The organism is Sphingomonas sp., assembly GCF_965200105.1.
Taxonomy (GTDB): domain Bacteria; phylum Pseudomonadota; class Alphaproteobacteria; order Sphingomonadales; family Sphingomonadaceae; genus Solisphingomonas.
Genome location: NZ_CBDATN010000003.1, coordinates 679,001 through 701,272 on the forward strand (window position 1 = coordinate 679,001; position 22,272 = coordinate 701,272).

General features: G+C 69.4%; 18 protein-coding genes, 2 tRNA genes and 1 pseudogene. 9 read left to right on the forward strand and 12 right to left on the reverse strand.

What is annotated here, in order from left to right:
• Positions 1 to 67 precede the first annotated feature (67 nt).
• From ACOFKX_RS16230 to ACOFKX_RS16255, 6 genes are all read left to right on the forward strand, one after another.
• Positions 68 to 325, forward strand: coding sequence for a hypothetical protein (locus ACOFKX_RS16230; RefSeq protein WP_419828091.1), 258 nt, complete (start codon positions 68 to 70; stop codon positions 323 to 325).
• Positions 326 to 549: 224 nt separating this feature from the next.
• Positions 550 to 1,092, forward strand: coding sequence for a phosphatase PAP2 family protein (locus ACOFKX_RS16235; RefSeq protein ID WP_419828092.1), 543 nt, complete (start codon positions 550 to 552; stop codon positions 1,090 to 1,092).
• Between the two features lie 143 nt (positions 1,093 to 1,235).
• Positions 1,236 to 1,598, forward strand: a complete 363-nt coding sequence (locus ACOFKX_RS16240; RefSeq protein ID WP_419828093.1) for a hypothetical protein — start codon at positions 1,236 to 1,238, stop codon at positions 1,596 to 1,598.
• Between the two features lie 41 nt (positions 1,599 to 1,639).
• Entirely contained in the window at positions 1,640 to 2,092 is a 453-nt protein-coding gene (locus ACOFKX_RS16245) for a tRNA (cytidine(34)-2'-O)-methyltransferase (RefSeq protein ID WP_419828094.1), read from the forward strand.
• Between the two features lie 341 nt (positions 2,093 to 2,433).
• Positions 2,434 to 4,728, forward strand: a complete 2,295-nt coding sequence (locus ACOFKX_RS16250) for a TonB-dependent receptor (protein ID WP_419828095.1) — start codon at positions 2,434 to 2,436, stop codon at positions 4,726 to 4,728.
• 13 nt (positions 4,729 to 4,741) lie between these two features.
• A complete protein-coding gene (locus ACOFKX_RS16255; protein ID WP_419828096.1) occupies positions 4,742 to 5,596 on the forward strand; it encodes a tyrosine-protein phosphatase in 855 nt (284 codons plus the stop codon).
• A gap of 339 nt (positions 5,597 to 5,935) precedes the next feature.
• On the opposite strand, the gene ACOFKX_RS16260 is transcribed toward ACOFKX_RS16255, so the two are convergent.
• Positions 5,936 to 6,011: transfer RNA gene (locus tag ACOFKX_RS16260), tRNA-Thr, on the reverse strand.
• A gap of 167 nt (positions 6,012 to 6,178) precedes the next feature.
• Between ACOFKX_RS16260 and ACOFKX_RS16265 the strand changes: the two are divergent.
• Positions 6,179 to 6,778 (forward strand): annotated as a pseudogene (locus tag ACOFKX_RS16265) (IS3 family transposase); the annotation flags it as partial.
• A 308-nt stretch (positions 6,779 to 7,086) separates the two neighbouring features.
• Here the strand turns inward: ACOFKX_RS16265 and ACOFKX_RS16270 are convergent.
• From ACOFKX_RS16270 to ACOFKX_RS16285, 4 genes are all read right to left on the reverse strand, one after another.
• Positions 7,087 to 7,245, reverse strand: a complete 159-nt coding sequence (locus ACOFKX_RS16270; protein WP_419828097.1) for a hypothetical protein — start codon at positions 7,243 to 7,245, stop codon at positions 7,087 to 7,089.
• Positions 7,246 to 7,711: 466 nt separating this feature from the next.
• Positions 7,712 to 7,788 (reverse strand) — tRNA-Pro (locus ACOFKX_RS16275).
• Between the two features lie 107 nt (positions 7,789 to 7,895).
• Positions 7,896 to 9,056, reverse strand: a complete 1,161-nt coding sequence (locus ACOFKX_RS16280; RefSeq protein ID WP_419828098.1) for a deoxyguanosinetriphosphate triphosphohydrolase — start codon at positions 9,054 to 9,056, stop codon at positions 7,896 to 7,898.
• A complete protein-coding gene (locus tag ACOFKX_RS16285; RefSeq protein ID WP_419828099.1) occupies positions 9,053 to 11,530 on the reverse strand; it encodes an SPOR domain-containing protein in 2,478 nt (825 codons plus the stop codon). The genes ACOFKX_RS16280 and ACOFKX_RS16285 overlap by 4 nt, the downstream gene beginning before the upstream one ends.
• A gap of 141 nt (positions 11,531 to 11,671) precedes the next feature.
• Here ACOFKX_RS16285 and ACOFKX_RS16290 point away from each other — a divergent pair, with 141 nt between their 5' ends.
• Complete coding sequence (locus ACOFKX_RS16290; protein ID WP_419828100.1) at positions 11,672 to 12,604, forward strand: hypothetical protein; 933 nt, start codon at positions 11,672 to 11,674, stop codon at positions 12,602 to 12,604.
• Positions 12,605 to 12,835: 231 nt separating this feature from the next.
• On the opposite strand, the gene ftsZ is transcribed toward ACOFKX_RS16290, so the two are convergent.
• Positions 12,836 to 14,290, reverse strand: a complete 1,455-nt coding sequence (ftsZ, locus tag ACOFKX_RS16295) for a cell division protein FtsZ (protein ID WP_419828101.1) — start codon at positions 14,288 to 14,290, stop codon at positions 12,836 to 12,838.
• A 545-nt stretch (positions 14,291 to 14,835) separates the two neighbouring features.
• Here ftsZ and ACOFKX_RS16300 point away from each other — a divergent pair.
• Complete coding sequence (locus ACOFKX_RS16300) at positions 14,836 to 15,078, forward strand: hypothetical protein (protein WP_419828102.1); 243 nt, start codon at positions 14,836 to 14,838, stop codon at positions 15,076 to 15,078.
• Positions 15,079 to 15,440: 362 nt separating this feature from the next.
• Here the strand turns inward: ACOFKX_RS16300 and ftsA are convergent, their stop codons facing one another.
• The 6 genes from ftsA to ACOFKX_RS16330 form a co-directional block, all read right to left on the reverse strand.
• Positions 15,441 to 16,703, reverse strand: coding sequence for a cell division protein FtsA (gene ftsA / locus ACOFKX_RS16305; RefSeq protein ID WP_419828103.1), 1,263 nt, complete (start codon positions 16,701 to 16,703; stop codon positions 15,441 to 15,443).
• A gap of 2 nt (positions 16,704 to 16,705) precedes the next feature.
• Positions 16,706 to 17,656, reverse strand: coding sequence for a cell division protein FtsQ/DivIB (locus tag ACOFKX_RS16310; RefSeq protein ID WP_419828104.1), 951 nt, complete (start codon positions 17,654 to 17,656; stop codon positions 16,706 to 16,708).
• A complete protein-coding gene (locus ACOFKX_RS16315) occupies positions 17,653 to 18,582 on the reverse strand; it encodes a D-alanine--D-alanine ligase (RefSeq protein ID WP_419828105.1) in 930 nt (309 codons plus the stop codon). Before ACOFKX_RS16315 ends, ACOFKX_RS16310 begins: the two co-directional genes overlap by 4 nt.
• Entirely contained in the window at positions 18,579 to 19,436 is an 858-nt protein-coding gene (gene murB, locus ACOFKX_RS16320) for a UDP-N-acetylmuramate dehydrogenase (protein WP_419828294.1), read from the reverse strand. Before murB ends, ACOFKX_RS16315 begins: the two co-directional genes overlap by 4 nt.
• Positions 19,437 to 19,585: 149 nt before the next feature.
• Entirely contained in the window at positions 19,586 to 21,043 is a 1,458-nt protein-coding gene (gene murC, locus ACOFKX_RS16325; protein ID WP_419828106.1) for a UDP-N-acetylmuramate--L-alanine ligase, read from the reverse strand.
• On the reverse strand, positions 21,040 to 22,272 hold the full coding sequence (locus ACOFKX_RS16330; protein ID WP_419828107.1) for a UDP-N-acetylglucosamine--N-acetylmuramyl-(pentapeptide) pyrophosphoryl-undecaprenol N-acetylglucosamine transferase: 1,233 nt from the start codon (positions 22,270 to 22,272) through the stop codon (positions 21,040 to 21,042). Before ACOFKX_RS16330 ends, murC begins: the two co-directional genes overlap by 4 nt.

Sequence of the window (22,272 nt, forward strand, 5' to 3'; positions counted from 1 at the left end):
GCTCCCGGATCGGACCGAGCACGAGGGAGGGCGGCCGCGCCGTCGCCGGGCAGGCACCCGCGCGCCCTTGTCCGACGAGCACGCGCGCGGCCGGCGGGACGGGCTGCGGCTGGCGCTGGCCGTCCTGGCAGCGGAGGAGGAGAGGTGGGCGGCGCTGCTCGACGGGAGCCGGTCGGGCCGGACGAACCTGGTCCGGGAGGTGCGGCACAAGGCGCTGCGGGTGGCGCAGGCGCGGCTGCGGACGGCGCTGAACCGCCTCTCGCCAAGGGGCGAGGCGTCGTCGGGCGCCGAGCTGGCGGCCGCGCTGGAGGAGGTCGGGCTGTGAGCGGCGGCGACCGCGGCGGGCGGCGTCGTGGCTAGGCCCACAGCGGACTACTTCGGGGTGAGGGAGGGGGCGTCCTGTTCGGGTGCGACGGCCGGACCGAAGGTCACCATCTGCCCGGCAATGCCCCCGGCGTTGAGAGCGGATGAAACCACCGGCCTTGCAGCGGCGCTGGGCGAGGTGCAGGCTGGCTAGGCCAGTGGCGAATTGCACGCGGATGGGCGGGAATGGTCAAGCATCTTCGGCAAGGGGCGGCCGGGCTCCTTCTATGCGTCGCGAGCACACCGGCGGTCGCGAGCGACCATGGCTGGAGCATCGCGAGCGGAGTCGGGCGGGACTTGCTGGTAGGTGCTGCCCTCGGAGTTCCGGCCGTCCAAGGTGACTGGTCGGGCGACCTCCAGGCAGGTGGAAGCGTCTTGCTCGGATGGGGCGCGTCCGACGGCCTGAAGCACATTTTCCCGGAGCGACGCCCGGACAACAGCGATGATCGCAGCTTTCCCTCGGGCCACGCGGCCGTATCGTTCGCCGCCGCCGCAACGCTCGAGAACCGGTACGGCTGGAAAGTCGGCTTGCCCGCCTTCCTCGTCGCCAGCTTCGTCGGCGCGGGACGCGTCGAGGCGCGCAAGCACCACTGGTACGACGTCGCGGCCGGCGCCGCGATCGGGACCGGGAGCGGCTTCCTCCTGACCTCCAAGCGGAACGACGGGGTAAGGCTGGTCCCCTTTGCTCACAGCCGGGGCTGCGGCATCTCCCTTGCCGCGCGCTTCTAGAGGAATGGCGGGCGGACCGATCGCCGGAACGTTCCCCGAAGGCGACGCGAAGCCTTTCCTGAACCGGCCTGACGATGCCAATCCCGCCGGGCGGCCTCGCGCACGATCGCCGCTGAGAGCGACCCATCTTACGGATGGAGGGCATGGTGGGTAGGCCCGAGGCGGAGTGGGACGGCGCGGCGGTCCGCGCGTGGCTCGACAGCCGGGTCGCCGCCGCGCGCGCCGACCAGGTGGCGGCCGAGCGCCACGGCTGGGAGCGGCGGGTCGACTGCGACAAGTCCGCGGCCGAGGAGATGGTTTGCGCCGCCTTGGCGAGCGAGGCGGCGTCCGCGTCCCAGGTCGCCTTCCTCCAGGAGTTGAGGCGGCTGCTGGAGCGGGACAACTACGTCTGGCGCGGCGTGTACGACGACGGCCGCTTCGACCGCCACGCCCGGACGTACCTGAGGAAGCTGGCGAGGATGGCCAGGGCGAACGCCGGCTTCGAGAACACCAGGCGCTACCAGTGAGGCGGCTTGCGCGGCTAGGACAGCGGCGGCAGTGAGGCGCGGTGCGCGTCGCCCTCTACGAGCCCGAGATCGCGGTGAACGTCGGCGCGGTCCTGAGGCTGTGCGCCTGCCTGGGCGCGGCCGTCGACCTCGTCGAGCCGATGGGGTTCGAGTGGGACGACCGGCGGGTGCGCCGCGTCGCCATGGACTACATCGACCACGTCAAGGTCGCGCGACACGCCGGCTTCGACGCCTTCCGGGCCGCCGTCGGGCCGCGGCGGCTGGTGCTGCTGAGCACGGGAGCCGCGCGCGCGCTGTACGACTTCAGCTTCGCGGTCGACGACGTCCTGCTCTTCGGGAAGGAGAGCGCGGGCGTCCCGCCCGCCGTAGCCGACGCCAGCGACGCGCGGGTGCGCATCCCCATGCGGCCGCAGCTGCGCTCGCTGAACGTCGCGACCTCGGCGACGCTCGCGCTCGGCGAGGCCCTGCGCCAGACGGCGGCTGCGCCTGAATAGTCACAGACGGCAAGCAGGCTCGAAGCCGGTTGTCGACACGCGGGATGCCGTGCGCGTAAGCGGATATTGTGGCGCAGGCTCTTGACACCCGCACGCTCTTGAAAAACCATCATTGGGAGGGCAGCGTCAGAACCGACCGGTTGTGACACCTCAAAACACTGTTTTCGCCACCAGATGAGCAAGCTTTTTTGATGCTTCCATTGTTATTGATAGGATGGCTATCCGCCCTGCGAACTGACGTTGCCATGTCATTTTGTTGCAACGCAGTAGACCTGAACACGTCATGTGTCGGACCTAATTGAGCATCGAAAGGGCGAACTCGGCCCTAGGGGACCGACTCGATGCGCCAGTCTACTGTCATTCGTGCAAGCCTTACGCCATTAATACTCGCCGCTATAGTCGCGGCCATACCGGCCCACGCGCAGGAATTCGCTTCGACCGTTCCCACGTCGGGCACATCTGCAAGCGATGGAGAGAATCAAGGGCTCACGGATATTGTGGTAACGGCGCAAAAGCGCGAAACCAGTCTTCAAAAGACGCCGATCGCCATCTCCGTGCTGAGCGACAAAAACCTTGCCGACCGCCACGTTCTCTCGTTGGTGGACCTTGGCGACGGTTCAGTGCCGGGATTGCGGGTTGCGCCCTTCTTTGCCCGTCGATCAGCGCTGACGATCGGTATCCGCGGCGTCGGCACGCTGTCGGATGTAAACCAACCCGCACGCGAGCAAGGTGTCGGTGTCTATATCGACGGCGTCTATCTCGGTCGTGCCCAAGGTCTGGGCGCCGCCTTGTTCGATGTCGAGCGGATCGAGGTGTTGAAGGGGCCGCAAGGTACGCTGTTCGGCCGCAACACCGAGGGTGGCGCAATCAGCATCGTGACCAAGCGACCGACCGGCGAACTCGGCATGGAGGCGACCGCTGGTGTCAGCAATTATGGCGGCTCCGAAGGCATCGCCCACGTCAATCTGCCTCGCTTGGGCACTGTCAGCTTCAAGTTGGACGGATTGTTCGAGCGGCGCGGCGGCACGGTCGACAATCCCCTAACCGGTCAATCGAACCTCAACAGCTATCGTCGCTGGGGTGTACATGGCTCGGCGCTGTGGGCGCCCAGCCCGACATTCAGCGCGCTCCTCCAGGCCGATTACTCGCGCGACGAAAGCACGCCCTTTTACGTCCAGCTCCTTGCCAAGGGCAGCCTGCCGTTGGCACCGATCATCAAGGTTCAGCCCGACCGCGCAAAGGTCGATAATGTAGGCGTGCCCTTGGAGCCGAGCGTCGGCAAGACCAAGGGAGCCTCGCTCCATCTCGATTGGAAGCTGGCCGACTGGCTACGCGCACGGTCGATCACCTCGTACCGCAAGCTCTTCCAGAGCCAGTTCGACAACGGTTCGTCGGTGCTCTCGGTCTTTGCGCCAAACGCCAACTTCAGCCGCTACAGCTTGGCCGAGTTCCGCCAGCATCAAGTGAGCCAGGAGCTGCAACTGCTCGGCGATTTGCCCCAGCTGACGTTCGTTGCCGGCGGCTTCTACTACCACGAGTATGTCCGCGACAACGCGTTTGCGCCCAACACGCTGAAGTTCAACGCGACCGGCACCGATTATACGGTGCTGCCGTCGCCTGTCTCCAGCACTCCGTTTCCGGATCGGGCCAGTATCGCCAAGACGGACAGCGCTGCCATTTTCGGGCAGGCAACCTACACCCCGGCGTTTCTCGATGACCGCGTGCACCTGACGCTAGGCGGGCGCTACACCCACGACAAGAAGCAGGGATCGCTGTTTCAGGTGAATGGCGCTACGCCGACCCTGAGCGGTGTCACTGCGCCGCTACCGCTCGATGCATCTTTCAACCGGTTCGATCCGCTCATAAATCTTTCGGTCAATCTCACGCCAGCCGTGCACGTCTACGGCAAATATAGCTCCGGTTACAAAGCCGGCGGCGCTAACTCGCGCTCGTTGACCTATCGGCCGTTCGGCCCCGAGTCCGTCGCAGTGTACGAGATCGGTGCCAAGACCGAGTTTCTCGACAACCGCGTCCGGTTGAACCTCGCAGCCTATACCGGCCGATACAAGAGCGTGCAGATCGATTTCAATGCGATCATCCCCGGCTCGAACCGCGGCACGCTTGAGACGACCAACACCGATGGCGCGGGGCGTATCAAGGGCGTAGAGGCCGAACTCACGATTGCACCTGCTCGCGGCCTGACGCTCACCGGCAACTACGCCTACAACAAGGTGCGCTTGCCCGCGGCTCCCAATCCGTTCGTCACGGGCAATCCCTCGATCGTGGTCTATCCGCTTTACGCTCCACTCAATTCGGCGAGCGGCGCGGTCGATTACAGCCTGCCAGTCGGCGGCGCAGCGATCGTCGCCCACGTCGATGCGAACTATGCTGACAGCCAATACACGTCGAGCGCGGACCCAACCAAGAGCGACTCCTCGTTCATTGTCAATGGCCGACTCTCGCTCGCCGACATCCGCTTGTCGGGCAGCGGAGCGACGCTCGCCGTCTCGCTATGGTCGCGAAACCTCCTCAACAAACAGTATGCATTTCTCAGGAACTTCAATGCTGCACTCGGCACATATGGCATCTTCAACGAGCCGCGCACCTATGGTGTCGAAGCTACCATGCGCTTTTGATCGGAGCCGCTCCATGACCAAGATCATTCACCTTCTCCTCCTCGGCGCTGTGGCTTCGCTCCCGCTGACGGCCAGCCCCGCACAGCAGGCTGCTGTCAGCACCCCGCACCAGCGCTTGCTGCCGCTTCAGGGTGGGCAGAACTTCCGTGATCTGGGTGGCTATCGGACGACAAACGGGCGCAGCGTGCGCTGGGGCATGCTCTATCGCTCAGGTTCGATGCACTTTCTGACCCCGGCCGACTATAACTATCTCGAAAAGCTGGGCATCCGCACCGTGTGCGACTTCCGCGACACGCGCGAGCGCACGGTCGAACCCGCTGTATGGCCGGCCGGCAAAGCACCACACGTGCTCGCCGACGACTACAAGATGGATACTGGCGGGATCGGCCTGAACGGTCCAGGTCAGACTCCGACGCCGGAGCAGGCACGGGCGACGATGACGGCCCTGTATCCCCGGCTCCTCACCCAGTTTAACAGCCAGTACCGGCGTATGTTCGCGGAGCTACTTTCCGGCCATGCGCCGCTCGCCTTCAACTGCACGGCGGGCAAGGACCGCACCGGGGTCGCCGCAGCCTTGTTGCTGACTGCGCTTGGAGTGCCGCGTAAAACGGTGATCCAGGATTACCTGCTCACCAACCGCTATTTCGACCCGAATAAGGTAGTCCGCAGCGACGATCAGGCCTCCGAGCAATGGAAGCGCCTCCCCCCAGGCGTGCTGCACGCCTACATGGCTGCCGATCGTCCCTATATCGAGGCGGTACTCGCAACGATGGACGCCCATCGTGACGGCGTCGGAGGATACCTCCGCGATGAACTTGGGCTCTCGCAAGTGGCGGTTGCGAAGCTGAGGCGGATGTACACGCAATAGCCCGCACGGATTTCGACCAAGCCAGAGGTGACATCCGCTGGTGTCAAAACCGGGCGGTTGCGACACCAGGCAGATGCGGCTTGCCGCCACGCCCGCCGGCCGTCACGCTGCCAGAGGTCGCCATTCCCCTGCGATGCGAGGGTCACGGCTGTGCCTTCGCACAGCCGCCGGGAAGCGCGCCCGCGCGACTTCGCCTACCCTACCCCGGTGAGGCAGGTGCCAGCGCCTGAGGCGTTCCTATTGGGCGGCGCCCCACGTAGGACCCAGCCCGCCGCCCACGCGGGAGGCACTTCTGCCAGGGCGCTCGCCCGCTCCCTACCGGGAGCCGCTCTGGGAAGGTGGTGCCGCCTACAGGACTCGAACCTGTGACCCCCGCATTACGAATGCGATGCTCTACCAGCTGAGCTAAGGCGGCTCAATAAAAACGTTAGCAGTGCGCGGTGGCGGGCACAAGCATGGGGCTTTCACGCTTTGTCGACCCGCGCGGTGCAGAACCGATCGTCACGCACCCGCGCTACGGGCGCTGCGGGAGGTGGCCGTGAACCGGTGCGGCGCGAGGAGCCGGATCCGAGTACGGTTCTGCGACCGCGTCTACGACTGCTGGTCGCAGCGCGGCATCTGCCAGCGCTCGCTCGAGAAGCTGGCCACGTCAGGAGAGATGCCGACTTGCTGGCACAACGCTTCTCGGCAACCGCGCCGAACCGGATCTGGCTGGCCGACGTCACCTACACCGCGACCGGCGAAGGCTGGCTGTATCTTGCCGCCGTGCTCGACCTGGCGACCCGCAAGATCGTCGGATGGGCAATGCGCGATCCTATGTGGACTGAGCTGCCGCTCGCGACCTTAGTGATGGCAGCCCGGCGGCAGCGACCAGCGCCCTGTCTCGTCTGTCACTCGGATCGCGGGTCGCAATATGCGTCCGGTGATTATGTCGACCACTTGGCCGTGATCGAGACCACACCTTCGATGAGCCACACCAGCAATTGCTACGACAATGCCCCGATGGAGAGCGTCTTCCATACCCTGAAGGTCGATCTCGTCCATCAATGCCGATGGGCGACGCAGTCCGAAGCCAGGCAGGCGCTGTTCGGATACATCGAGGGCCACTACAACCGGCACCGCATGCACTCGGCCCTCGGGTATCTCACGCCCGAGCAAGCCGAACAGCGCATGACCGGCTAACCCAGCGTGTCCGCTGAACCGGGGGAAGATCAGCGACCTCGGCCACGCGCAAGCCTGCACCATAGGCGACCGACAGCGCCGCCTGGTGCTTGAGGCAGGTGGTCGCCTCCAAGAGGCGCACAACCTCGTCCTAGCTCAACACCACCGGCAGCTTGCGCACGTGCCGCGTGCGGACAAGTTTGCGTGCCGGGTCCAGCCGGTCGAGTGCATGGGTGAAAAAGAACCGCAGCGCGACATCATGCTGTTCATGGTCGGCACCCGCATGCCAAACTCGTACTGCTCGACCCGAAAGCGCCGTACATCTTTCGTCATCGCATGTTGGGTGAACGGCCCAGAAACGCGGCAAACCAGCCAGCGTCGCGAATGTAGTTGCGCTGGATCTCGCGACCGAACCGCCGCACATCAATCTCGTTGATAAGGTGCTGGCACAGCGGGCTGACGGCAACAACCGGGGCAAGGGTGGTCATAGCAGGCTCCTCTCGCGGAGCCCCGATGCTCTGCCCGCCTCCCGCAGCGCCTAATCCAAGAGCCGCCCTCGCCGCGTTACAACCGTGCCGCATACCCCCCCCGCGCAGTGGGTTCATGCTTCCTCCATTACAGACAGCTCAGAGACAGATCACCTACCGTCATGCTGCCCATCGACTGAAAAGCCGGTTCGCGCACGGGACCGGTAATCTCCCGCGAGCGACCGCTGAGGCCACGCCGTCTCCTCGCAGCTGCGCGCATCCACGTCCTTCCGCACGAAATCTGGAGGACAGCGACGGCCGCAAACTTATTCATGAAAACGGTCGGGTACGATCCGCTGTCCGCGACCTCCAAGGGTTCCGCGACCGTCATCGGCGACCTTCTTGACGGTCGCACATAGCCGTTGCACCATGACGTAGTCATACGGCGGACCCAACGGGAAGGCGCGGCCTCTACCGGATCAGAAAGTGGTCGGGGAGAGAGGATTCGAACCTCCGGCCCCTGCCTCCCGAAGACAGTGCTCTACCAGGCTGAGCTACTCCCCGACGGAGCACCGGTCGTTCGCAAGCTCGGGGCCGACCGGCGGTGCCAAGCGGGGTGGGCTATAGGCAGCGCCCTCGCCGCCCGCAAGCGGGAGTTTGCGCGCAGCGCATCAGAAGCCGTCGGGCAGGTCGACGGGGCCGACGAGTTCGCGGTGGCGCGAGATCGCATAGCGATCGGTCATGCCGGCGACGAAGTCGGCGATATGACGGGTGCGGTACGGATCAGCCGCAGGCAGCGCCTCGCGCCACGCCGGCGGCAGCAGCGTAGGGTCGGCGGCGTAGGCCGCGAACAGCCGCCTCACGAGCCCGTGCACCGCCGCCGCCACCGCGAGCTGACGGGGACTATGGTAGAGGTTGGCGTACATAAATTGCTTGAGCACCCGCTCCTCCCCCGCCAGCTCGTCCGAGAAGCCCGAGAGCGCGTGGCCGAGGCGACGCGCCTCATCGCCGTCGCGCACGCCCGCGTCCGCGATCCGCGCGCGCGTCGCCGCGATCACGTCGCTCACCATCACGCCGATCAGGTCGCGCACCAGCTCGCGATGCAGGCGGTGCTCGGTCACGTCCGGGAAACGCGCGCGCACGCCTGCCCAGGTCCGCGCCACCAGCGGCACCGTCAGCAGCGCGCCGAGATCGAGGAGTCCGGCGCGCAGCCCGTCATCGATATCATGGTTGTCGTAGGCGATGTCGTCCGCCACGGCCGCGACCTGTGCCTCCAGCCCCGGCCATTCGGCGAGCGCCAGCGGAAAATCTGCATCGGCCTCGGCAAGCGCCCAGTCCGGCCGCGCGATAGGGCCGTTATGCTTGGCGAGCCCCTCCAGCGTCTCCCACGTCAGGTTGAGGCCTGGGAAGCGCGGGTAGGGACTGTCGAGCCGCGTCAGCACGCGCAGAGTGTGGCCATTATGATCGAAGCCGCCGGCGAGGGCCGTTACCTGGCGCAACGCGTCCTCGCCCGCGTGGCCGAAGGGTGGGTGACCGATATCGTGGGCGAGGCAGAGCGCCTCGGTCAGATCCTCGTTGAGACCGAGCGCGCGCGCGATCGTGCGCCCGATCTGCGCTACCTCCAGGCTGTGCGTCAGCCGCACGCGAAAATGATCGCCGTCGGGCGCCACGAACACCTGCGTCTTGTGGCGCAGCCGCCGGAACGCGATAGCGTGGACGATGCGGTCTCGATCGCGCTGGAAGGCGTCGCGCGGCCCACGTGTCGCGCCTTCGGGCTCGGGATGACGGCGACCGCGGCTGCGCGCCGGGTCCGCCGCGAGCGCGGTCGTCATTCGGCGTCGATCTTATCGATCTTCTGGCCCTTGGCGCTCTTGAACACGAAGCCGGAGACGCCCTTTCCCGCCGCCTTGTTGACGAAGCCCTGCGCCTCGTCCTCATCCTTGAAGGGCCCCACCAGCAGCCGGTTGGTGGCTCTCAGCGGCGTGGTGGAGGCCGTCCTGCCCTTCATCAGCTCGGGCGCATGCCTGCGCACGCCCGCCAACGCCTTGCCGAGATCGGCGCGGTTGGCGCCGCCGGCAACCTGGACGTAGATACGCGCGGGATCGCCCTTCCGCTTGCCGCCCGACTCGTCGCCGGCGGCGCGGCCGCGCCGCGATGTCGGCTTGTCATCGTCTTCGGCCCCGTTCCGGGCGGCGCCCTTGCCCCTTCGGGCCCCGTCCCTGGAGCCGTGCCGCGACTTGGCAGGGGCATCGTCATCGCTCCGCGCGCTACGGGTGGACGCGTCGGCATCGCGCCTGCCGCGCCGCGCCGTCCCCGCATCCGGCTCGTCGGCATCGTCGCGGGGAGCGCCGTGCCTCTTCGCTTCGTCGGCCGAGCCATCCCGTGTGCCGCGCCGCGTCGCTCCGGTACCGCGCTGGTCGTCCTCCCCGCGCGAGACCGGAGCATCGCCTCGGGCACCGCGATCGTCGGCGCTCCGCCTGCCAGTCCGCTTCGCATCTCGCGAGGTGCCGGGCTCCCCGGCGTCATCGCGGGATGGCCTGGCGGCGGCGGTCGACGCCGCACCGTGGCGGCGGGCGGGCGGCGCGTGATCGTCCCCGGTCGCCTCCTCGCGCGTGGCGGCGGATCGCGCTGTGCCCACCGGCCGCGACGGCTCGGCGCGGACGACTTCGACTAGCCGCGCGGGCTGCGCCCGGACCGGACCGGAGCGCGCGACGACCGCGTGCGGCAGGTCGTAATGCCCTCCGCCGCCGCTCGTGCCGACCGGCGGAGGCGGAGGCGGCTCCGCGCCGGCCACCGCGACCGATGTCGCGAGACCGGACGGGCGGGGCGACGGCGCCGTCGCGCTCGACGCGGGTGCGTCCGAAGGAGCGGCGGGCTCGGGCGGGACAGCCGGTGTCGCGCTGGTCGCCGCGCCATCCACCGTCGTCGACACGATCGATGCGGCGCGTTCAGGCGCGGCGGCCGGCAACGAGACCTGAGGCTGCACGGACCGAGGCTGAGCGGTCTGAGACTGCGGAGCCGCCATCGGCATTACGGTGGGCGGCGGCGCGGCGAGCTGCGCCTGAGCGACCTGCGTGGCGTCGCGGCGGCGGTGGCCCAGCGGCTCGCGGAAGCCAGTGGACATGTCGACGCGCCGCCCGTGCGGCTGCTGCGCGATGCCGGCGAGCGGAATATATTCGTACGGCGGATAACCGAGGCCGAAGATTTCCGCCGCGCTACGCATCTGCCGTCGGTAGCGCGGCCGTGCGGTCGCCGTCTGCGTCGCGGCCGCCGGCACCGGTATGGAAGTCGGCGCCGTTGCGGCCGCCCCACCCGCGGGCGTGGCGGCAACGAGCGTCGTGGGCTCAGCGGACGCCGGCGGCGTCGACACGGGTGCGGCGACCGATGCGGGCGGCGCGGCGGCGGTGCGCACCGGCGGCGGGTACGCGGGCGACGGGGCCTGGGCCGGAGACCGCGCCAAGTCGCTCGCTTGCGCGACAGGCGGATGATACGTCGGAGCGGCGCTCGCGACCTGCGGCGGACGGTACGGCACCGCGCCGCCGGGCATCTCGCCGAAATGCACCGCGCGCGCCTTGTCGCCCGGCGACAGCGCCGCTAGCCGGACGAGGAAGGGCTGCAGCGCCGCCTGCTGCTGGGGCAGCATGACGCGCGTGATCGCGTTGGCGCCCTGCGCATCGCCGGTCATCGCCAGCACAAAGGTCTGCGCGCGCCACGCCGCGATGTCGCGCCTGCGGATCAGCGGATCGAGCGTCGCGACCGCCGCCGAGCGATCGCCCGCGATCCCCTGCGAGAGCGCCAGCCGCCGGCGCGCCATGTCGTCGTCGGGCTTCGCAGCCAGCGCCGTGCGGTAGTCGCGCTGCGCCGCCTGCGGATCGCCGAGCAGATCGTGCGCGAGCCCGCGGTCGGACGCGATCTCCGCGTCAGGCGTGCCGAGCGCGGCCGCCTGGGCGAACAGCGGCAATGCATCCGCCGGCCGCTCGAGCTGGACGAGCGCGGAGGCGAGGCCCGCCTTCACGCGCCGGTCACGCGGGCTGATCTGATCGGCGCGGCCGAAGAAGCCGGCGGCGGCGTTGGCGTCGCCGAGCAGCAGCGTGTTGCGCCCCGCCGCCACCAGCGCGCCCAAATCCGTAGAGTTGACGGAGAGCGTACGGAGCGCGGCGGCCAGCCGCTCTCCCGGATCGTCCGCCGTCGGCAGCGGCTGCACGACCGCACTCGCGGGGTATTGCGCGAACGCCGGTGCCGCGCCCGTCACCGCCAGCCAGGTGGCGAGCGCGACGCGGTAGGCGGGGTGCGGGCGATTGACCATGCCGCATCGCTTTGCGGGCAAGCGCCCGTGCTGACAAGGCCCGCGCCTGCGCCGGTGTCGGCGGCTGCGACGGAACGAGGTTAGCTTCGTCTTAACCGTGACGGGTGGACAAGCCGGCGAACGTCTTCCCGGAGTCGCACGATGTTCCGTAAACGCCTCCACGCCCTTGCCCGCTGCGGGCTCGCACTGCCGCTCTTGGTGCCCGCGCTGCTCGCCGGCTGCGCGCACCAGGCCGAGCTCGCGGTCGCTACGCCCGAGCCCATCGCGCCGCCTCCTGCCCGCCCGGAGCTTGCGCCAGACCTCGCTACGATCGCGCCACCGCCGCGCGGCGAAGACGAAGCCTATCGCACGATCAACTCCGCGCTCGATCCCCAGTCCACGATGTGGCACGTACGCGCCGCGCTCAACGTCGCCGCGATCGGCTGCCGCGGTCCCGGCGATATCGGAACCGTGCCCGCCTACAACGCGATGCTGACCTCCAAGAAAGCGCTGCTCGCCAAGGTGAACACGGGCGTGCAGGCGGGCTTCCGCGCGCAGGGCGCCGACGGCGACGCCTATATGACGAAGCTCTACAATTACTTCGCCATGCCCGCCGCCAAGCCGGGCTTCTGCGCGGCGGCCGCGACGATCGCGCCCGCGGCGGCGGCGGCGACGCCCGATGCCTTCCCGGCCTTTGCCCAGGACGCGCTGCCCGCGCTTGAGGCGCCGTTCCTCGCCGTCTTCCGGCAGGTGGACGAGTATCGGCTGGCCTCGGCGGAGTGGGACAGGCGCTACGGCCCGCAGGCGGACGCCACGCGGCTCGCCGAAGCCGGCGCACCGATGCCCGCCGCTCCCCTTCCGGCCCGCGAGACGCCCTCGCCGTCGCTGCCGGTCCGTGCGCCGGCCGCTCTCCCGACGGGCACCAGCGCCAGCGCCGGCCACTATGATCTGCCGCGCGCCCTCTCCTTGCACCAGGGCGTGACGGCGACGGCGAGCACGTCCTCCGTCTCGGTCGCGCCGCGCCTCGCCTATGCCGAGATCGGCGCGGTGGTGGCGTGGCAGCCGGTACGTCGCGAGACGCTTGCCTCACGCTGAGTGGCGCCAACAACCGTCGCGGGTGAGGCAGGCCGACAGCTACCCGACGGTACCGGCCGATGCGCTATACGGCGGACGCTCTCCGCGCAGATCGGCACGGACCCGGTAGCGTGACGCCACGCCGGTGCCACGACGTACCAGCCGGCAGGAGGCGCGCGGCGTCGACGTAAAGCCTGCCAGGGATGTATCCGCTACCCGAACGGGCGGCCGGCTCGACGCCCGGCGCCTGCCCTACTGATTATTCTGGCGGGTGAGGAAGCCCGGCAGGTCGACCGCGTCGGCGCCGCGCCGCTCGGGCGTGCGGTCCTCGTCGACCTGCGCCTTGGCAGCACCGCGCGCGATCGAGGACATGCGCTCGAACAGCGTGCCGCTGCCGCTCCGCTCCGTGCCCTTGACGGCGCGCGCGGGCGGCGGGCTGGCCGCCTCGCCGCCGATCGGCTGACGACGGCTCTCGCCACCCTCGCCCGCGCCCGCCTGCGGCGGCAACGGATTGGGGGTGACGGGCGGCGTCAGGATGGTCTCCTCGCCGAGCAGCAGCTCGTCGCCGGACACGGTCTCGGACGCGGGAGAGGGCGCTTCGGGCGCCGGCGCCGCAGGTTGGGGCGCGGCGGCGACGGGTGCGGGTGCGGCCGCCGGCGCACTCGCGGCCGGCGCGTCGGTGCGCGCGCGCGCGGCGGCGGGAAAGCTGAACAGCTTGGCAGGCTCGGCCTGCGTCTCGGCATTGGCCTCGATGCCGGTGGCCACGACGGACACGCGGATGCGCCCTTCGAGATCGTTGTTGAACGCCGAGCCCCAGATGATGTTGGCATCGGGATCGACCAGCTCGCGGATGTGGTTAGCGGCCTCGTCGACCTCCATCAGCCGCATGTCGTCGCCGCCGGTGATCGAGACGATCACGCCCTTGGCGCCCTTCATGCTGACGCCGTCGAGCAGCGGGTTGGCGATCGCCTTTTCCGCCGCCTCGATCGCGCGGTTGTCGCCGCTGGCCTCGCCGGTGCCCATCATCGCCTTGCCCATCTCGCCCATCACGGAGCGGACGTCAGCGAAGTCGAGGTTGATGAGGCCGGGCATCACCATCAGGTCGGTGATGCCGCGCACGCCCTGCTGGAGCACCTCGTCCGCCATCTTGAACGCGTCCTTGAAGGTCGTGTTCGGATTGGCGATCAGGAACAGGTTCTGGTTGGGGATGACGATGAGCGTGTCGACATGCTTCTGCAGCTCGTCGATGCCCGCCTCGGCCGAACGCATGCGACGCGCGCCCTCGAAGCTGAACGGCTTGGTGACGACGCCGACCGTCAGGATGCCACGATCGCGCGCCGCCTTGGCGAGCACGGGGGCCGCGCCGGTGCCGGTGCCGCCGCCCATGCCGGCGGCGATGAAGCACATGTGCGCGCCCTCGAGGCTCTTCTCGACCTGCTCGATCGTCTCCTCGGCGGCGGCACGACCGATCTCGGGACGCGAGCCCGCGCCCAGGCCCTGCGTGATGCGCAGGCCGAGCTGGATGCGGCGCTCGGCCGGGGAGTGGTTGAGCGCCTGGGCATCGGTGTTGGCGACGAGGAAGTCGACGCCCTGCACATCGGCCGCGATCATGTTGGCGATGGCGTTGCCGCCCGCCCCGCCGACGCCGATCACGCTGATTCGCGGGCGAAGCTCGTCCACCTCGGGCCGCACGAATTCGATGCTCATCTCCTGTACTCTCCCCTCGGGCCCGCGTGAGCCACGCCGTCGCTCGCGGGAGTCTGCCAAAAGCCCGGCCCCGACGCACGCGAAAACATTAACGAACGAGATTTTTTTCGCCGTCTCGCCTCACTCGCGCCAAGCGGCGTGCAGGCGGCTCCATCGCCCCCTCTGTCGCCGAGCTTCCTTGCTGGCGCGCAAAGCATCTTCGGCGGCACGCGCCTTCTCCTTCTCGCGGTCAAGGCTGCGTCCCACTCCCGAGACGATCGCGAACTCGTCCCTGATGAGGTGCAGGACTTCTCGACGACGGTCGTAAAATGCACGATGGTCAGGTCGAGGGAAGTCGGGGTCGTATGCCAGCCACGCGTAGAACTCGCCACCGCCGGAAGCCATAACGCGGCGCGGCTAGGTACTCATCCGCCCTAGGTAAGCAAGATCAAAGAGGATGAGCTCGAAGCTCGCCGGCAGGAACGCACAGCAATGAACATCACGACAATCCGTCTTCGTTCGTGCTTGATCTTCTAGCCAGTTGCATATGCCTTCTCGATCGCCTCATGCACGAAGATGACCGCTGGAAATTCGATGATGGTGAACAGTTCTTCGACGCGACCATCGATGACTTGCCGACCCGGGTGGGAGCGTTACTGCAGCCACGCCTCGGGTGGCGGTTTCGTTCGGCGCTCGCCGTGAGCGCCGAGGAAGTCGGCGGTCGTGCTCAGCGGCTTGACGCAGTCGAAGCAGCCGCGAATGTCCGGGATGGCCATACGGGCTGTCCGCCGGGGCGGAGCATCTACTGACATCCCTGGAGGAAGGTGATCGGATCGGGCAGGTGCTTGAAACTGTGCGAGCTGACGATGTAGTCGATCGAACCCGCGACGCCTTTCTCCGCTGCCAATCGCGCGATCTCCGGCGCAGGGCTTACGAGATCGATCGGCTCGACCGTTCGACCCAGGAGGGATCCGTCATTGTATCCACCTCAGCGCGCTCGATCAGCACCTCGGTCGGGAAGATGTCGAGTGTCAGCACATTCCGGCCATCACGCTTCGGTAGGATAGGCGCCCCCACGGAGCGACCTCGATCCCGGCAGCCTGCTTGGAGAGACCCTCTCTGAGGAGGTCGTCACCGTTCATCGTGGTTCCGATCCCAACACCCGCATCCCTCAGTATCCGCTACGGAAGGCTGAGATCAATCGGCCGATCAGCCCGGGGGGGCTCCCCCGCGTGGGGGCGGCGACGCCGCTGTTGGGCGCGCGCAGATCGGTGGGGTTGGAGGCGGCGTAGCGCGCGAGCCCGGCGAGCGTCGCGAAGGCGGGGCCGCCATGCGCCTCGGGTAGGCCGTTCAGCCCGCGCGGGCGGCCGATGCGGACGGCGCGGCCGAGCACGCCCTGGACATAGTCGGCGATGCCCTTCAGCTCGGCGCCGCCGCCGGTCAACACCACCTGCCGGCCGACCGGACCCGCGAACCCCAGATCCTTGAGCGCGGCGGCGATGTCTCCCGACAGCATGTCGAGCCGCTGGCGGATAACGGCGATGAGCTGCGCGCGCGTGATCCGCGTCACCTCCGCCCCTTCCTCGCCCGCCGCCAGCGGCGCCACGTCGATCATGTCGTGATTGTCGCGAGGGCTGGTGGTGGCAGAGCCGTGGAAGCACTTCATCCGCTCGGCCTGGCTGCGCCTGGTGCCGAAGGCGGACGCGATGTCGTCGGTGATGTCCTGGCCGCCATAGGGTATCGCCGCCAAGCCCACGAGCATCCCGCCCGCGAACAGAGACACGTTGGTGACGCCGGCGCCGAGCTCGACCAGCGCGACGCCCAGTTCGCGCTCCTCATCCGACAAGCAGGCGAGGCCGGTGGCGATCGGCGTCGCCACGATCGCCTTCACCGCGAGATGCGCCGAGCGCACCGCGAGATCGAGGTTGCGCACCGGCGAGGCGTCGGCCGCGACGACGTGAATGTCGACGCCGAGCTTGTCGGCGTAGAGGCCAAGCGGCTTCTTAACGCCGCGCACATCGTCCAGCGTGTAGAGCGTGGGCTGGGCATGAAGCACCATGCGCCCTTCGGGATCGATTGAGTTGCGGCCGGCGTCGAGCAGGTCGTCGATGTCGCCCTGCTCGATGCGGTGCCCGTCGAGCTCCACCTCCACCTGCGCGACGCGGCTGACGAGCCCGCCGGCGGAGAAGCCCGCCCACACCTCCTCGATGGTGGCGCCGGCGATCCGCTCGGCCTGTTCCACCGCCTCGCGGATCGCGACTTCGGTGCGGTCCATGTCGGCGATGTAGCCGCGCCTCACCCCCCGGCTCTCGCGCTGGCCGGTGCCGATGACGTGGATCTCGCCGTCGTCGCTAGCCTTGGCGATCAGCGCGCAGACCTTGGAGGAGCCTATGTCCAGCGCCGTGATGATGCGCTCCGCGCGCCGCTCCGCCATCGTCAGACCGCGTCGGTGCCGGCGGGCGCGGGCGGGCCGGCCGGCGTGGCGACCAGCTCGTTCACCTCGGCGCCGGGCTCGCGCGAGACGCGGGTGACGAAGCGGCCGGGCACGCGCATGTCGAATCGCACAAAGCCCTGGCCGAGCAGGCGCGCGGCCTGGTCCATGCGATCGAACTTGGCGAAGGCGGCGCGCTCCTCGGCATCGCCCTCCGGCAGCGCCAGCGTCTCGCCCGACTGGAAGCGCACGTCCCAGCGCCGGCCGCCGACCCAGGTCGCGCCCGCGATCAGCGGCTTCAGGCGCGGCGCCGCGCCGAGCAGCGCGCCGAGATCGGCGGTCTGGCGGTTGGCGTCAGGGCCCACCATCACCGGCAGATCGGGCATCGCGCGCGGATCGACCGGCGCCAGCACCATGCCCGTGCCGTCGATCAGCGACAGCCGGCCGCCGACCTGCCAGATCGCCACCGGCACCCGCTCGACGATGTCGACGAGCAGCGTGTCGGGCAGGCGGCGCGAGACGCGCGCGTCCGCCACCCAGCGGAAGCGGAGCAGCTTCGCGCGGATATCGGAGAGATCGACCAGCGGCATCGCGGTCGACGTCTGATCGAGCGCCACGGAATAGACCGGCAACCGGTCCATATGGTGGACGCCCTGGATCTCGACGCGCTTCACGGTCAGCCCCGCCGCGCCGGCGAGCTCGCCCAGCTCGGTGCCGATCATCTGCGGCACGCGCACCACCCACAAGGCGGCGAGCACGCCGAGCAGCACGATCGCCGTGATCGTCCAGCGCCAGATCGCCTTTACGCGCTCGGGCGCGATCGGCAGCGTGCGCACCGCGCGTGTCGCCACCGCCTTGCGCGTCGCCTTGGCCGCGGCGGCGCCGCGCCGCGCGATCGCCGGCGGCTGGCCGCCGCGCGGGGTGGCGCCGCGCCTGATCTTCGCCCGCTCGCTCAACGCTCCGCTCCCCCGCGCGCGACCGCGTCGTCCACCAGCCGCTGGACCAGCGTATCGTAATCCATGCCCACCGAGCGCGCCTGCTCGGGAACGAGGCTGAGCGGCGTCATGCCCGGCTGGGTGTTCACCTCAAGCAGATACAGCCCCGCCTCGCCGCGCGTCTCGTCCCAGCGGAAATCGGAGCGCGAGGTGCCGCGACAGCCGAGCAGCCGATGCGCCTCCTCCGCCATTCGCATCGCCGCCTGCGTGATCTCGGACGGGATCTCGGCAGGGCAGACATGCGTGGTGACGCCGTCGGTATATTTATGCTCGTAGTCGTAGAAGCCGGTGTCGATCTTGAGCTCGGTGACGGCCAGCGCCGTCTCGCCCAGCACCGCGACCGTCAGCTCGCGACCCGGTACGAAGGGCTCGGCGAGCAGCCGCTCAAAATGCTTCCACGGCCCCTCGCTTTCGCGCCCAATCGGATCGCCATGGTTGCCGCCGCGCTCGATGATCGCGACGCCTACTGACGAGCCTTCGTTGACGGGTTTAAGCACGTAGGGACGTGGCAGCGGATCGCCGGAGTAGAGACTTTCGCTCGTCACGATGCGGCCTTCGGGCATACGGATGCCATGGGGAACGAGCTGCTGCTTGGTCAGCGCCTTATCGATCGCGATCACCGAGGTGGCGAGGCCGCTGTGCGTATAGGGCAGCCCCATCAGCTCCAGCATCCCCTGCACCGAGCCGTCCTCGCCGGGCGTGCCGTGGAGCGCGTTGAACACCACGTCGGGCGCCGCCTCCGTTAGCCGCGCGGCGACGTCGCGCCCCATGTCGATCGCCACCGGCTCGTGGCCGAGCCGCCCGAGCGCCTCGACGACGCCGCGCCCGGAGGTGAGCGACACCTCGCGTTCGGCCGACCAGCCGCCCATCAGCACCGCAACCTTCATGGCGCGCCGACCCGCTGTATCTCCCATTCCAGCGTCACGCCGGAGTGCGCCAGCACGCGTGCCCGCACCGCCTCGCCGAGCGCCTCGATCTCGGCGGAGTTGGCGCCGCCGAGGTTGAGCAGGAAGTTGCAGTGCTTCTCCGAGACTTGCGCGTCGCCGAACCTGAGGCCTCGACAGCCGGCGGCGTCGATCAGCGCCCACGCCTTGTGGCCGTCCGGGTTCTTGAAGGTCGAGCCGCCGGTGCGCGATCGCAACGGCTGCGAGGCTTCGCGCTCGGCGGCGATGCGGTCCATCTCGGCGCCGATCGCCACCTTGTCGCCGGCCGTGCCAGCGAACAGCGCCTCCACGACGATCGCGCCGTCAGGCAACGCCGAGTGGCGGTAGGAATAGCCGAGCCGCGCGGCCGGCCACGTCTCCACCGCGCCGTCTCGCGTGACGACGGTGGCTTCGACGAGCAGGTCCGACACGTCGCGGCCGTAGGCGCCCGCGTTCATGCGGACGGCGCCGCCCACCGTGCCGGGGATGCCGCGCAGGAACTCCAGCCCGGCGATGCCCGCATCTCGTGCGGCGGAGGCAACAGTGATCCCCATCGCCGCAGCGCCGGCGCGAACGCGCTGGCCGGGCTCGGCCGTTACCTTGGCGAACGCCTTGGGCAGGCGCACCACAACGCCCGCCACGCCGCCGTCGCGGACGATGAGGTTGGAACCGACGCCCACCGCCATCACCGGAGTGGCCGGATCGAGCCGGCCGAGGAAGCCCGCCAGATCGGCCACGTCCCGCGGGCGCGCCAGCCGCTCGGCCACGCCGCCGGTACGGAACCAGATGAACTCGGCGAGGGAGGCGTGCGGCTCCAGCGTGCCCGAGAAACCCTCCCCGGCAAGGGGAGGGGAACCGCCGGAGGCGGTGGGGCGGTGCTGCGCGCGTTCGGCACGGGGATCCGACCCCTCCCCCACGCTACGCGTGGTCCCCCTCCCCTTGCAGGGGAGGATCTTGGTGGCGGCCCTCACTCGGCCGGCTCCGCCACCCGCTCGCGCGCCGCTTCGATCGCTGGCGCCAGACCGGCGGCCCACTTGGTGATATCGCCCGCGCCCAGGCAGACGATCAGGTCGCCCGCTCGGCAGTCGGCAGCGAGCGCCTGCACCAAAGCGCCGGCGTCGGGGATCTCGCTCGCCGCGCGATGGCCGCGCCGCTTGAGCCCGGCGACCAGCGCGGCGGCGTCCACTCCCCCCACCGGCTGCTCGCCCGCCGCGTAGACGGGAGCGACGTAGACGATGTCGGCGTCGTTGAAGGCCTGCGCGAACTCCTCCATCAGCCCACCCAGCCGCGAGTAGCGGTGCGGCTGGACGACGGCGATCACGCGGCCGGGATTGGCCGAACTCTGCGCCCCCTCGCGCGCGGCGGAGAGCACGGCGCGGATCTCCACCGGGTGATGGCCGTAATCGTCGATCACGATCGCGCCGCCCGAAGCGTCCACCGCCACCTCGCCGACCTTGGTGAAGCGCCGCTTGACGCCCGCGAACTGCGCAAAGCCGGTGCGGATGATCTCGTCGGATACGCCCAGCTCCAGCGCCACGCCGATCGCGGCGAGCGCGTTGGAGACGTTGTGCCGCCCCGGCATCGGCAGCTCGATGCCCTCGATCGATCGCGTGGTGCCGTCGCGACTACGGATGATCGTCTCGAAACGGTTGCCGCCCGGATAGGGCTGCACGTTGACACCGCGCACGTCGGCCTGCGCGGAGAAGCCGTAGGTGACGATGCGGCGGTCGCGCACGCGCGGCAGGATCGCCTGCACCTCCGGGTGATCGAGGCAGAGCAGCGCCGCGCCGTAGAAGGGCACGTTCTCGACGAACTCGACGAAGGCGTCCTTCACCGCGTCGAACGAGCCGTAATGATCGAGATGCTCGGGATCGATGTTGGTGACGATCGCGTAGGTGCCGTCCAGCCGCAGGAACGAGCCGTCGCTCTCGTCCGCCTCCACCACCATCCAGTCGGACGCACCCAGGCGCGCGTTCGATCCGTAGCTGTTGATGATGCCGCCGTTGATGACGGTGGGATCCACCCCGCCCGCGTCGAGCAGCGCCGCCACCATCGAGGTGGTCGTCGTCTTGCCGTGCGTGCCCGCCACCGCGACGGTGGACTTCAGCCGCATAAGCTCGGCCAGCATCTCGGCGCGGCGCACGACGGGAATGCGGTTCTCCAGCGCGTACTCGCGCTCGGGATTGCCGCGCTGGATCGCGGTGGAGGTGACGACCACCGCCGCACCCTCCACATTGGCAGCGTCGTGCCCGATCATCACGCGGATGCCGCGCGCGCGCAGCCCCTCGACGACGTAACCCTCCGCCACGTCCGAACCCTGCACGTCGTAGCCGAGATTGTGCATCACCTCGGCGATACCGGACATGCCGATGCCGCCGATGCCGATGAAGTGGATCGTGCCGATGTCGGTCGCGACACCCCTCACGCGAACGCCTCCCGCGCGCGGGGCGCGCGCGCCGCGCGATGAGCGGGGATCGCCTCGACGGGCGGCGTCAACCCCTCGACGAGGTCGGCAAGATCGCGCGCGGCGTCGGGATAGCCGGCCTCCCGCGCCCGCCGGGCGGCATTTTCCAGCGCGCCGGGCTCCAACGCCATCTTCTGGATCTGGCGGGAGAGCTCGAACGGGGTGAAGCGCCCCTTCATCAGCGCCTTCTCCTTGCCGGCGGGCGTCTTCTCGTTGTCGCGGAGGTCTTCGAGGGACCTGGTGGTCTGCCGGATCACGCGCGCGCCGCCGCCCCTCGCCATCTCGCGCGCGTTTGCGGTCTGGTGGTCGTCGGTGGCAGACGGCAGCGGCACGAGGATCGCCGGCCGGCCTGCCGCCGTAAGCTCGGCGATCGTCGAAGCGCCGGAACGGCCGATGAACAGGTGCGCCCAGCCCAGCCGCTCGGGCAGATCGGGCAAGTAGGTGGCTAGATCGGCCGGTATCTCGAGCTCGGCGTAGCGCGCGCGCACCGTCTCGATATCCTCGGGCCGGCACTGCTGCGTCACCTGCAGCCGCTCGCGAAGCGAGATCGGCAGCAGGCCGAGCGCGTCGGGCACCACGGCGGAGAGCACCTGCGCGCCCTGGCTGCCGCCCGTAACCAGGATACGGAAGATGCCGTCCTCGGTGAGCGGCGGATAGGCTTGATCGCGCAGGCCCAGCACCTCGTCGCGCACCGGGTTGCCGACGAGCACGGGCACCACGCGGCCGGGAATGCGATCGACCTGCGCGTAGGCGGTGGCCAGCACCCTGACCCGCTTGGCGAGCAGCCGGTTGACGCGGCCGAGCACCGCATTCTGCTCGTGCAGCGCGGTCGGCACGCGCCGGGCAAGGGCGGCGAGCAGCGTCGGCAGCGCGGGATAGCCGCCGAACCCCACCGCGACCGCAGGCTCGAACGCGTCGATCAGCCGCAACGCCTCGCGCCGCCCCGCCCAGATCGAGCGGCCCGCCTTCAGCCAGCCGAGCACGCCGCCGCCCAGCCGCCCGGCGGGCAGCACGTGCGTCTCCACGCCCGCGAACAGGCCGGGGATCTTGGCGCCGCGCGCGTCCGTCACCAGCGCGACCGCGTGGCCGCGCCGCATCAGCTCCTCCGCCAGCGCGTGGGCGGGGATCATGTGGCCGCCGGTGCCGCCGGCGGCGAGCAGGAAGCGGCGCGGGAACGGGGCGGTCGGCAT